Here is a 10941-nt window from a genome sequence, read left to right on the forward strand (position 1 = left end):
AAAGGAGGGACAAATACATGGCTCGTAGAGAAGAAGAAACGAAAGAATTTGAAGAACGCGTTGTAACAATCAATCGTGTTGCTAAAGTTGTTAAAGGTGGACGTCGTTTCCGTTTCACTGCATTAGTAGTAGTTGGAGACAAAAATGGTCGTGTAGGTTTCGGTACTGGTAAAGCTCAAGAGGTACCAGAAGCTATCAAAAAAGCTGTCGAAGCAGCTAAAAAAGATTTAGTAGTTGTTCCACGTGTTGAAGGAACTACTCCTCACACTATCACTGGTCGTTATGGTTCAGGTAGCGTATTCATGAAACCAGCTGCACCTGGTACAGGGGTAATCGCTGGTGGTCCAGTTCGTGCCGTATTAGAATTAGCAGGTATCACTGATATCTTAAGTAAATCATTAGGATCTAACACACCAATCAATATGGTTCGTGCTACAATCAATGGTTTACAAAACCTTAAAAATGCTGAAGATGTTGCTAAATTACGCGGCAAATCAGTAGAAGAATTATATAATTAAGGAGGGAAAATAGATAATGGCTAAATTACAAATTACCCTCACTCGTAGTGTTATTGGTCGTCCTGAAACACAACGTAAAACTGTTGAAGCTTTAGGTCTTAAAAAGACTAATAGTTCAGTAGTAGTTGAAGATAACCCTGCAATCCGTGGGCAAATCAACAAAGTTAGACACTTATTGACAGTAGAAGAAAAATAATTAAGGAGGTGCCTATATAATGAAATTACATGAGTTAAAAGCAGCTGAAGGTTCACGTCGTGTACGTAACCGTGTTGGCCGTGGTGCTGGTTCTGGTAATGGTAAAACTAGTGGTCGCGGACAAAAAGGTCAAAAAGCACGTTCAGGTGGTGGCGTAAGACCAGGATTTGAAGGTGGACAATTACCTTTATTCCGTCGTTTACCAAAACGTGGTTTCACTAACATTAATCGTAAAGAATATGCTATTGTTAACTTAGACCAACTTAATAAATTTGAAGATGGTACTGAAGTAACTCCAGCTTTATTAGTTGAAACTGGTGTAGTTAAGAATGAAAAATCTGGTATTAAAGTACTAGGTAACGGCTCACTTGATAAAAAATTGACAGTGAAAGCTCACAAATTCTCAGCTTCAGCAGCAGAAGCAATTGATGCAAAAGGTGGAGCACACGAGGTGATCTAATGTTTCAAACGCTTGTGAGCTTCTTTAAAACTAAAGAAGTTCGAAACAAGATTTTCTTTACCTTAGCAATGTTAATCATATTCAAAATAGGAACTTACATTCCGGCTCCAGGTGTTAACCCTGAGCCTTTTGAACAACAAGGTTCTGATCAAGGAGTCGCCGCTCTTCTTAATACGTTTGGTGGCGGAGCCTTAAAGAACTTTTCAATATTTGCTATGGGCATTATGCCCTACATCACTGCATCTATCGTAATGCAATTATTACAAATGGATATTGTTCCGAAATTCTCTGAATGGGCGAAACAAGGTGAAGTAGGTAAAAGAAAGCTTAGCAATGTAACACGTTATTTCGCTATCATTTTGGCTTTTATACAGTCAATTGGTATGGCATTCCAATTTAATAACTATTTAGGTGGTAAATTAATTATTCACCAATCTGTAATGAGTTATTTATTGATTGCCGTTGTTTTAACAGCAGGAACAGCATTTCTAATTTGGCTTGGTGACCAAATCACTCAATTTGGAGTGGGTAATGGTATTTCTATCATTATCTTTGCAGGTATCTTATCAACATTGCCGTCATCAATTATTCAATTTGTGCAACAAGCATTTGTTGGTAATGATGATACAACGTTGGCATGGTTGAAAGTGATTGGCTTAATTGTAGGATTAGTTTTACTTACAATTGGTGCGATTTATGTACTAGAAGCAAAACGTAAAATTCCTATCCAATACGCTAAAAAACAATCTGCACAAAGATTAGGATCTCAAGCAACATATCTACCTTTAAAAGTTAACTCTGCAGGGGTAATTCCAGTAATCTTTGCGATGGCATTTTTCTTATTGCCAAGAACATTAACACTGTTCTTCCCTAAAGCTGATTGGGCGCAAACTATATCTGAATATGCTAACCCTTCAAACACTTACGGCATGATAGTTTATGTAATTCTAATTATTGCATTTACGTATTTCTATGCCTTTGTTCAAGTTAATCCTGAAAAAATGGCTGACAACTTGAAGAAACAAGGTAGTTACGTTCCAGGTATCAGACCTGGCGATCAAACTAAAAAATATATTACTAAAGTACTTTATCGCTTAACTTTTGTCGGCTCTATTTTCTTAGCAGTCATTGCGATATTACCAATTCTAGCAACTAAGTTTATGAGTTTACCTCAATCCATTCAAATTGGTGGTACAAGCTTATTAATCGTAATTGGTGTAGCAATTGAAACTATGAAATCACTTGAAGCTCAAGTGAGTCAAAAAGAATATAAAGGCTTTGGTGGTAGATAATTTGTAGGAGGGCAATTTATGAATATCATTTTAATGGGTTTACCTGGCGCAGGTAAAGGTACTCAAGCGAGTGAAATTGTTAAGAAATTCCCAATACCACATATATCTACTGGTGACATGTTCAGAAAAGCGATTAAAGATGAAACAGATTTAGGAAAAGAAGCTAAATCTTACATGGATCGTGGAGAATTAGTCCCTGATGAAGTTACTGTAGGTATCGTTAAAGAAAGAATATCTGAAGACGATGCAAAAAAAGGATTCTTATTAGATGGCTTCCCAAGAACAATCGATCAAGCTGAGGCATTAAATGAAATTATGTCTGAGCTTGGTAGAAACATTGATGCGGTTATAAACATCGAAGTTCCTGAGGAAGAATTGATGAATCGTCTTACAGGTCGTCGTATCTGTGAGAAATGTGGTACGACTTATCATCTTGTATTTAATCCTCCAAAGGTTGATGGTATTTGTGATATCGATGGTGGAAAACTTTATCAACGTGAAGATGATAATCCTGAAACAGTATCTAATCGTTTAAACGTTAATGTTAAGCAGTCTAAACCTATTTTAGAGTATTATAATGAAAAAGGTGTGCTTAAAAACATTGATGGCGCGAAAGATATTGACGATGTAACCAAAGATGTCATTGATATCTTAGATCAATTAAAATAGATCAACTTAATACGGTCTAGGTTTATGTGAATTTGATTAGGTTTCTCTGGCAAGAATTAATTTTCTGAGTGTCGAATGACGATAATAATTCCCGCATTTTGTTAAACTTATTATAACTAGTCACTATATTAGATTCGTATCGTTGAAGTTGTCTATTGACGATTACCTTACTATTGTAAAAAGGGGGAAGTTAATCTATGGCGAAACAAGATGTAATTGAATTAGAAGGTACAGTATTAGATACTTTACCAAATGCTATGTTTAAAGTAGAATTAGAAAATGGTCATGAAATTTTAGCGCACGTGAGTGGTAAAATTAGAATGAATTATATTCGTATTCTACCTGGCGACAAAGTAACTGTAGAAATGTCTCCGTATGATTTATCACGCGGTAGAATTACTTATCGTTATAAATAATCGTCACTCCATAATATAGGGAGGTATAAAAATGAAAGTAAGACCATCAGTTAAACCAATTTGCGAAAAATGTAAAGTCATTAAACGTAAAGGTAAAGTAATGGTAATTTGTGACAATCCTAAGCACAAACAAAGACAAGGTTAATAAAAGAGAGGTGTAAATATATATGGCACGTATTGCAGGAGTAGATATTCCACGTGAAAAACGTATCGTTATTTCATTAACATATGTATATGGTATTGGTACTTCAACAGCTAAAAAAATCGTTGAAGAAGCTAACGTATCAGCAGACACACGTGTAAAAGATTTAACAGATGACGAATTAGGTCGTATTCGTGAAGTTGTTGACAGTTATAAAGTTGAAGGTGACTTACGTCGTGAACAAAACTTAAACATTAAACGTTTAATGGAAATTTCATCATACCGTGGTATCCGTCACCGTCGTGGTTTACCAGTTCGCGGTCAAAAAACTAAAAACAACGCACGTACGCGTAAAGGCCCAGTTAAAACTGTAGCTAACAAGAAAAAATAATAGGTAAAGGAGGCAAAATATAAATGGCACGTAAACAAGTATCTCGTAAACGTAGAGTTAAAAAGAATATTGAAAATGGTGTGGCTCACATCCGTTCAACATTCAACAATACAATCGTAACTATCACTGATGAATTTGGTAATGCTTTATCTTGGTCATCAGCTGGTGCATTAGGTTTCAAAGGATCTAAAAAATCAACTCCATTCGCAGCGCAAATGGCTTCTGAAACTGCATCAAAATCAGCAATGGAACATGGTTTAAAAACTGTTGAAGTAACAGTAAAAGGACCTGGACCAGGTCGTGAATCAGCTATCCGTGCATTACAATCAGCTGGTCTAGAAGTAACTGCAATCAGAGACGTTACTCCAGTACCACATAACGGTTGTCGTCCACCAAAACGTCGTCGCGTCTAATTTTTAATAGATTGTTATTGTTACAGGTCACTGAGCGAAACAGTTTAAAATTAAGTCGACGTAATTAAGGAGGATTTTTGTAAATGATAGAAATTGAAAAACCTAGAATTGAGACAATTGAAATTAGTGAAGATGCTAAATTCGGTAAGTTCGTTGTTGAACCACTAGAACGTGGCTACGGTACTACACTAGGAAACTCCTTACGTCGTATCCTACTATCTTCATTACCAGGTGCAGCCGTTAAGTACATTGAAATTGAAGGTGTTTTACACGAGTTCTCAGCTATAGATAATGTTGTTGAAGATGTTTCTACTATCATTATGAACATCAAAAAATTAGCACTTAAAATCTATTCTGAAGAAGATAAAACATTAGAAATCGATGTTCGAGATGAAGGCGAAGTTACTGCAAGTGACATTACTCATGATAGTGATGTGGAAGTTCTAAATCCAGAACTTAAAATCGCAACAGTGTCTAAAGGTGGACATTTAAAAATTCGTCTTGTTGCTAACAAGGGTAGAGGTTACGCATTAGCAGAACAAAATAATACTAGTGATTTACCAATCGGTGTAATTCCTGTTGATTCACTATACTCACCAGTTGAACGTGTTAACTATACAGTTGAAAATACACGTGTCGGTCAAAGTAGTGATTTTGATAAATTAACTTTAGATGTTTGGACTAATGGTTCAATCACTCCACAAGAGTCAGTATCATTAGCTGCTAAGATTTTGACTGAACATTTAAATATTTTTGTAGGTCTTACAGATGAAGCACAAAATGCTGAAATCATGATTGAAAAAGAAGAAGATCAAAAAGAAAAAGTACTTGAAATGTCTATCGAAGAATTAGACTTATCAGTACGTTCATACAACTGTTTAAAACGTGCAGGAATCAATTCAGTTCAAGAGTTAGCTGATAAATCTGAAGCTGATATGATGAAAGTTCGTAATTTAGGTCGTAAATCTCTAGAAGAAGTTAAATATAAATTAGAAGATTTAGGATTAGGATTAAGAAAAGAAGATTAATAAGTTAAAGGAGGTCAACTCATGGGTTACAGAAAATTAGGTCGTACTTCTGATCAACGTAAAGCTATGTTACGTGACTTAGCTACTTCACTTATCGTTAGTGAACGTATTGAAACTACAGAAGCTCGTGCAAAAGAAGTTCGTAGTGTTGTTGAGAAATTAATCACTTTAGGTAAAAAAGGAGATTTAGCTTCTCGTCGTAATGCTGCTAAAACATTACGTAATGTTGAAATCTTAAACGAAGATGAAACGACACAAACTGCACTTCAAAAATTATTCGGTGAAATTGCTGAACGTTATACAGAACGTCAAGGTGGTTACACTCGTATTCTTAAAGTAGGTCCTCGTCGCGGAGACGGTGCTGAATCAGTTATCATCGAATTAGTAGATTAATTCAAGATATAAATACACTAACTACTTATATGTAAAGCAAATGAGTGCAACGATAATGTTTGCCACATACAAATATTGTCTAGCTCAGAGTGCCCCATCAATTAAATAAATTTCAAAGCGTGAACTCAACTAAAATATGATGGGGTGCGCGCTTTTTTATTTTAATAGCGCATATCAGCAACCAATTATATAAAATGTTCTCATATGATGAGATACGAACTTTTAATATTTGACTGCAAATTCAAGGTAGTTGACTAAATTGAGATGGCTCAATTAAATGCTAATGACTATAGTCAACCATAGAGAGGCGGGATATTGAATTCAATAAGAATTCTATCCGGTCCTCTTTTTATATTCAGAAATGAAACAAAGTTTCATATACATGATAATCATATTCATGTAAACTATAAGAGTACAAATTTTTAGGAGGGATTCTAGTGGAGGCAAATCATACAAATATTATTGAACTTAAGCATATCGATTTTCAATATCAAGGCGATGCAGCCTTCACACTGAACGATGTATCCTTTCAAATCCCTAAAAATAAATGGACTTCTATAGTTGGTCACAATGGCTCTGGAAAATCTACAATTGCTAAACTCATTGTTGGTATTGAAACGGCTACGAATGGTACGGTATATTTTAATCAATCACCGATTATTAACGAGGAGTTTAAAAATATACGTGAACACATAGGCATTGTCTTTCAAAACCCTGAGAACCAATTTGTTGGTTCAATTGTTAAATATGATGTTGCCTTCGGTTTGGAAAATCATTCTGTTCCCACAGAAAAAATGAAAGTCATCGTTGCTCGGGCGATTAGTGATGTTGGAATGACTGATTATGCTGACTATGAGCCACATTCACTATCAGGTGGTCAAAAACAACGCGTCGCTATTGCAGGCGTGTTAGCATTAAGCCCAACCGTGATTATTTTAGATGAAGCGACGTCTATGTTGGATCCTCAAGCTAAAAAATCATTATTACGCTTGATTCAAGATGTCAAAGCAACGAAAGATGTGACAATTATATCTATTACACATGATTTAACTGAAGCACTTGAAGGAGATCATGTGATTGTGATGAATCACGGAACAGTTTATAAAGAAGGTAGCCCTAAGGCAATTTTCAAAGATATACATATGTTACAAGAACTTGGTCTAGATTTACCTTTTTCAATGAAAATGAATCAATTGCTAGGATTTGATGATCAGTTCATAACATATGAAGGGTTGGTAGAAAAGCTATGAAAATTAAGTTTAATGATGTTGCTTATACCTATCAACGAGGTACACCTTATGAGTATAATGCATTAAAACATATTAATTTAACAATTGAACAAGGAAAGTACTACGCTATTGTAGGACAAACTGGAAGTGGAAAATCAACCTTAATTCAACATTTTAATGGGTTACTAAAACCAACAAAAGGTTATATAGAGCATGATCAACTGACAATTACAGCAAAGACTAAAGATAAGTGGATTAGGCCTATACGACAAAAAGTTGGCCTAGTGTTTCAATTTCCTGAATCACAATTATTTGAAGACAATATTGAAAGAGAAATTGAGTTTGGACCTAAGAACTTTGGCATGAATGTTGAAGAAGTGAAGGAAAGAGCATTTGATTTATTATTAGAGTTAGGTTTTCCAAGACATGTTATGTCACTGTCACCCTTTCAAATGTCGGGGGGACAGATGCGTAAAATTGCAATTGTTTCAATATTAGCTATGGACCCAGATGTGATTGTGTTAGATGAACCTACAGCTGGTTTAGATTCAAAAAGTCGTCAACAAGTGATGGCGTTATTTAAAGAAATACAAATAAAGCAAAATAAAACAATCATCCTTGTGTCTCATGATATGAATGAAGTTGCAAAATACGCTGAAGAGATTATCGTGATGAATGATGGCAATATTGTTGAACAAGTGACACCTAAAGAACTGTTCAGACAAGTGAACCGATTAGAAGAATGGCATATAGCATTACCAGATGTCGTCCAATTACAACGTGATATTGAAATAAAACACGGCATTGAATTTAAGACAATCGCATTATCAGAAGATGAATTTGTAACGATGTATCAGGAGTGGCAACAACATGAAGAATAAATTAATTATAGGTAGATACTTGCCTAATAACTCAGTTATTCACCATCTAGATCCACGGGCTAAGGTCTTATTTGTATTTTTGTTTATTATTCTAATCTTTTTTGCACATTCATTTGCAACGTTTGGTTGGATTATATTATTAATATTAGTATTTATGTTTTTAGCGAAGATTAAATTTTGGTTCCTAATTAAAGGTTTGACACCGATATTTATCTTTACGTTATTTACATTTGCAATGCATATCTTTTTCACACATGGTGGCACGCGACTAGTAGATTACGGAATCATAAAAATTGATAGTGCCGGCATACTAGAAGGTATATTTATATCATTACGTCTGATTACTATCGTGATGGTTGCAACGATAATGACTTTATCTACAAGTCCGATTGATTTGACAGATGCTTTTGAAAAATTATTAACACCATTAAAATGGTTTAAGATACCTGTACATCAACTAAGTATGATTATGTCAATCGCATTAAGATTCATTCCAACCTTAATGGATGAATTAGATAAAATTATATTAGCTCAAAAATCACGTGGTTCTGAGTTGAGTTCAGGTGGACTAATGACACGTATTAAAGCATTTATACCTTTAATGATTCCGTTATTTATTTCAGCTTTTCAAAGGGCTGAGGAGTTAGCAATTGCTATGGAAGTGCGTGGTTATGATGCAAATGTAAAGCGAACAAGTTATAGAAAATTACAATGGCGAATGGCTGATACGATGTGCTTAATCAGTTTCATTCCCATAGCTTGCGTATTATTCGTATTAAAATACATTGGAGTGTAATACAGTGCGTATACTCGTTAATATTTCTTATCAAGGAAGTCAATTTCTGGGCTTTCAAATTCAGCAACAAGGAAGAACGGTCCAACAACAATTCGAAAAAATATTAAAGCGTATGCATCGTCGCCATGTCCGAATTCATCCTTCTAGTCGCACTGACAGAGGTGTGCATGCATATGAACAGTTTTTTCACTTTGATACTGAATTAAACATTGAACCTAAGCAATGGAAGTATGCAATGAATCGTGCGTTACCAGACGATATATATGTGAATGATGTCCAACGCGTCGATGATCAATTTCATTGTCGTTACGACTGTGTTGGTAAACGATATCGTTACAAAGTCTATCAAGGATCTCATCGTAATCCTTTTGAAAGTGGCCTAAAGACATTTATCAAAGAAGATTTAGATTATTCTAAAATGAACGAAGCAGCGAAGCATTTTATTGGAACACATGATTTTACAGGATTTTGTTCTCAAAAGACTGAAGTTGAAAGTAAAGTGCGAACGTTGTATCAAAGTGAAATCATCATAACTGATGAGGGCTTTGATTATGTAGTGACTGGATCCGGCTTCTTATATAATATGGTTCGCGTGTTAGTAGCGTTTTTAATTGAAGTTGGAAAAGGTAAGCGTAACCCTAATGAAGTACCGACATTATTAAATGAAAAAAATAGAGATAAAGTACCATTTACTGCTCCGGCAGAAGGGCTTTATTTAGAGAAGATATATCTCTCAGAAAAGGGCTTAACAACAGACTTTGGAGATAATATTAAAATTCATCGTAAAAAATCACTACAAAATGATTAAATTTCATTGACAAACGGAGCTATAAAATATAACATAGTTAACGGTATTGTTTTATATCCACCCCATGATAAGCCCCGGAAACTTATTGTGTTACAAGATATATAAGCAAATTATACAGGAATAAAATAAATGAACATTTACGCTTTGAAATCGTAACAGAATGAATAGATTGCAGGCCTCGTTCGTAGGTTCGACTGCGATACGTACCTGTAATCTAAAACGAAGCATTTATTTTTAGGAGGACAATTATTATGCGTCAAACATTTATGGCAAATGAATCAAACATTGAGCGCAAATGGTATGTTATTGATGCTGAAGGCCAAACATTAGGTCGTTTATCATCTGAAGTAGCATCTATCTTACGCGGTAAAAATAAAGTAACTTACACACCACACGTTGACACAGGTGATTATGTCATCATCATCAACGCTGCTAAAATCGAATTAACTGGTAAAAAAGAATCAGATAAAATCTATTACCGTCACTCAAATCACCCAGGTGGTATCAAATCAGTTACTGCTGGTGAATTAAAACGTAATAACCCAGAACGTTTACTTGAAACATCAATCAAAGGTATGTTACCAAGTTCACGTTTAGGTGAAAAACAAGGTAAAAAATTATTTGTATATGGTGGCGCTGAACATCCACACGCTGCACAACAACCAGAAAACTACGAGTTACGTGGTTAATTAGAAGGAGGAAATGACATTGGCACAAGTTGAATATAGAGGCACAGGCCGTCGTAAAAACTCAGTAGCACGTGTACGTTTAGTACCAGGTGAAGGTAATATTACAGTTAACGAACGTGACGTACGTGAGTACTTACCATTCGAATCATTAATCTTAGACTTAAACCAACCATTTGATGTTACAGAAACTAAAGGTAACTATGATGTATTAGTTAACGTACACGGTGGTGGTTTCACTGGACAAGCACAAGCTATCCGTCACGGAATCGCACGTGCATTATTAGAAGCAGATCCTGAATACAGAGGTTCATTAAAACGCGCAGGTCTATTAACTCGTGACCCACGTATGAAAGAACGTAAAAAACCAGGTCTTAAAAAAGCACGTCGTTCTCCACAATTCTCAAAACGTTAATTGTCAAAGCTGTTGCGAATTTATTCGCTTACAGATTTGGTACGCAAATTGCGTCAGCAAGTTGTGTTCCATTAGAACGATTAAAGCACTTCTCAATTTTGAGAAGTGCTTTTTTATATGCGTAAAAGGGAGCGGGACAGAATTCTTTTATTCGTCGTCCACTCCCAGCTTGCTTTGCTTGTAGAATTTCTTGATGAAATTCTCTTTG

18 protein-coding genes are annotated in these 10941 nt (G+C 35.2%); 17 read left to right on the forward strand and 1 reads right to left on the reverse strand.

Annotation, left to right across the window (positions count from 1 at the left end; genetic code table 11):
• Nucleotides 1–17: 17 nt before the first annotated feature.
• From rpsE to rpsI, 17 genes are all read left to right on the forward strand, one after another.
• Nucleotides 18–518, forward strand: a complete 501-nt coding sequence (gene rpsE, locus KA878_RS08960; RefSeq protein WP_011275137.1) for a 30S ribosomal protein S5 — start codon at nt 18–20, stop codon at nt 516–518.
• 16 nt (nt 519–534) lie between these two features.
• Entirely contained in the window at nt 535–714 is a 180-nt protein-coding gene (rpmD, locus tag KA878_RS08965; protein WP_011275138.1) for a 50S ribosomal protein L30, read from the forward strand.
• A gap of 19 nt (nt 715–733) precedes the next feature.
• Complete coding sequence (gene rplO, locus KA878_RS08970) at nt 734–1174, forward strand: 50S ribosomal protein L15 (RefSeq protein ID WP_053028552.1); 441 nt, start codon at nt 734–736, stop codon at nt 1172–1174.
• Nucleotides 1174–2466 carry a preprotein translocase subunit SecY gene (gene secY, locus KA878_RS08975; RefSeq protein ID WP_053028551.1) on the forward strand — a complete coding sequence of 431 codons (1293 nt, stop codon included), beginning with the start codon at nt 1174–1176 and terminating at the stop codon, nt 2464–2466. Before rplO ends, secY begins: the two co-directional genes overlap by 1 nt.
• 18 nt (nt 2467–2484) lie before the next feature.
• Complete coding sequence (locus KA878_RS08980; protein ID WP_053028550.1) at nt 2485–3135, forward strand: adenylate kinase; 651 nt, start codon at nt 2485–2487, stop codon at nt 3133–3135.
• Between the two features lie 197 nt (nt 3136–3332).
• A complete protein-coding gene (gene infA, locus KA878_RS08985; RefSeq protein ID WP_001829792.1) occupies nt 3333–3551 on the forward strand; it encodes a translation initiation factor IF-1 in 219 nt (72 codons plus the stop codon).
• 31 nt (nt 3552–3582) lie between these two features.
• Nucleotides 3583–3696 (forward strand): 50S ribosomal protein L36, encoded by a 114-nt coding sequence (rpmJ, locus tag KA878_RS08990; RefSeq protein ID WP_001829709.1) that lies wholly within the window; start codon nt 3583–3585, stop codon nt 3694–3696.
• A 22-nt stretch (nt 3697–3718) separates the two neighbouring features.
• The gene (rpsM, locus tag KA878_RS08995; protein WP_011275142.1) at nt 3719–4084 is read left to right on the forward strand and encodes a 30S ribosomal protein S13; all 366 of its coding nucleotides are present in this window, start codon (nt 3719–3721) and stop codon (nt 4082–4084) included.
• 23 nt (nt 4085–4107) lie between these two features.
• Nucleotides 4108–4497, forward strand: coding sequence for a 30S ribosomal protein S11 (gene rpsK, locus KA878_RS09000; protein ID WP_000101625.1), 390 nt, complete (start codon nt 4108–4110; stop codon nt 4495–4497).
• Between the two features lie 83 nt (nt 4498–4580).
• Nucleotides 4581–5525 (forward strand): DNA-directed RNA polymerase subunit alpha, encoded by a 945-nt coding sequence (locus KA878_RS09005; protein WP_011275143.1) that lies wholly within the window; start codon nt 4581–4583, stop codon nt 5523–5525.
• 21 nt (nt 5526–5546) lie between these two features.
• Nucleotides 5547–5918, forward strand: coding sequence for a 50S ribosomal protein L17 (gene rplQ, locus KA878_RS09010; RefSeq protein WP_011275144.1), 372 nt, complete (start codon nt 5547–5549; stop codon nt 5916–5918).
• 437 nt (nt 5919–6355) lie between these two features.
• Nucleotides 6356–7168 carry an energy-coupling factor transporter ATPase gene (locus tag KA878_RS09015; RefSeq protein WP_193839068.1) on the forward strand — a complete coding sequence of 271 codons (813 nt, stop codon included), beginning with the start codon at nt 6356–6358 and terminating at the stop codon, nt 7166–7168.
• Nucleotides 7165–8028, forward strand: a complete 864-nt coding sequence (locus KA878_RS09020) for an energy-coupling factor transporter ATPase (RefSeq protein ID WP_193839069.1) — start codon at nt 7165–7167, stop codon at nt 8026–8028. Before KA878_RS09015 ends, KA878_RS09020 begins: the two co-directional genes overlap by 4 nt.
• Entirely contained in the window at nt 8018–8824 is an 807-nt protein-coding gene (locus KA878_RS09025) for an energy-coupling factor transporter transmembrane component T family protein (protein ID WP_075109214.1), read from the forward strand. Before KA878_RS09020 ends, KA878_RS09025 begins: the two co-directional genes overlap by 11 nt.
• Nucleotides 8825–8828: 4 nt before the next feature.
• Nucleotides 8829–9632 (forward strand): tRNA pseudouridine(38-40) synthase TruA, encoded by an 804-nt coding sequence (gene truA, locus KA878_RS09030; RefSeq protein WP_075109215.1) that lies wholly within the window; start codon nt 8829–8831, stop codon nt 9630–9632.
• 251 nt (nt 9633–9883) lie between these two features.
• On the forward strand, nt 9884–10321 hold the full coding sequence (rplM, locus tag KA878_RS09035; protein WP_011275149.1) for a 50S ribosomal protein L13: 438 nt from the start codon (nt 9884–9886) through the stop codon (nt 10319–10321).
• 19 nt (nt 10322–10340) lie between these two features.
• Nucleotides 10341–10733, forward strand: coding sequence for a 30S ribosomal protein S9 (rpsI, locus tag KA878_RS09040; protein ID WP_011275150.1), 393 nt, complete (start codon nt 10341–10343; stop codon nt 10731–10733).
• A 28-nt stretch (nt 10734–10761) separates the two neighbouring features.
• Here rpsI and KA878_RS09045 read toward each other — a convergent pair.
• Nucleotides 10762–10941, reverse strand: a 180-nt coding sequence (locus KA878_RS09045) for a hypothetical protein (protein WP_210142139.1), incomplete at its 5' end; no start/stop codon positions are given.

This window comes from Staphylococcus sp. GDY8P57P, assembly GCF_017892585.1.
GTDB classification, from domain to species: domain Bacteria; phylum Bacillota; class Bacilli; order Staphylococcales; family Staphylococcaceae; genus Staphylococcus; species Staphylococcus borealis.

Coding starts and splice junctions, on each gene's coding strand:
- rpsE (WP_011275137.1), top strand. CDS start 18: ATGGCTCGTAGAGAAGAAGAAACGAAAGAATTTGAAGAACGCGTTGTA.
- rpmD (WP_011275138.1), top strand. CDS start 535: ATGGCTAAATTACAAATTACCCTCACTCGTAGTGTTATTGGTCGTCCT.
- rplO (WP_053028552.1), top strand. CDS start 734: ATGAAATTACATGAGTTAAAAGCAGCTGAAGGTTCACGTCGTGTACGT.
- secY (WP_053028551.1), top strand. CDS start 1,174: ATGTTTCAAACGCTTGTGAGCTTCTTTAAAACTAAAGAAGTTCGAAAC.
- KA878_RS08980 (WP_053028550.1), top strand. CDS start 2,485: ATGAATATCATTTTAATGGGTTTACCTGGCGCAGGTAAAGGTACTCAA.
- infA (WP_001829792.1), top strand. CDS start 3,333: ATGGCGAAACAAGATGTAATTGAATTAGAAGGTACAGTATTAGATACT.
- rpmJ (WP_001829709.1), top strand. CDS start 3,583: ATGAAAGTAAGACCATCAGTTAAACCAATTTGCGAAAAATGTAAAGTC.
- rpsM (WP_011275142.1), top strand. CDS start 3,719: ATGGCACGTATTGCAGGAGTAGATATTCCACGTGAAAAACGTATCGTT.
- rpsK (WP_000101625.1), top strand. CDS start 4,108: ATGGCACGTAAACAAGTATCTCGTAAACGTAGAGTTAAAAAGAATATT.
- KA878_RS09005 (WP_011275143.1), top strand. CDS start 4,581: ATGATAGAAATTGAAAAACCTAGAATTGAGACAATTGAAATTAGTGAA.
- rplQ (WP_011275144.1), top strand. CDS start 5,547: ATGGGTTACAGAAAATTAGGTCGTACTTCTGATCAACGTAAAGCTATG.
- KA878_RS09020 (WP_193839069.1), top strand. CDS start 7,165: ATGAAAATTAAGTTTAATGATGTTGCTTATACCTATCAACGAGGTACA.
- KA878_RS09025 (WP_075109214.1), top strand. CDS start 8,018: ATGAAGAATAAATTAATTATAGGTAGATACTTGCCTAATAACTCAGTT.
- rplM (WP_011275149.1), top strand. CDS start 9,884: ATGCGTCAAACATTTATGGCAAATGAATCAAACATTGAGCGCAAATGG.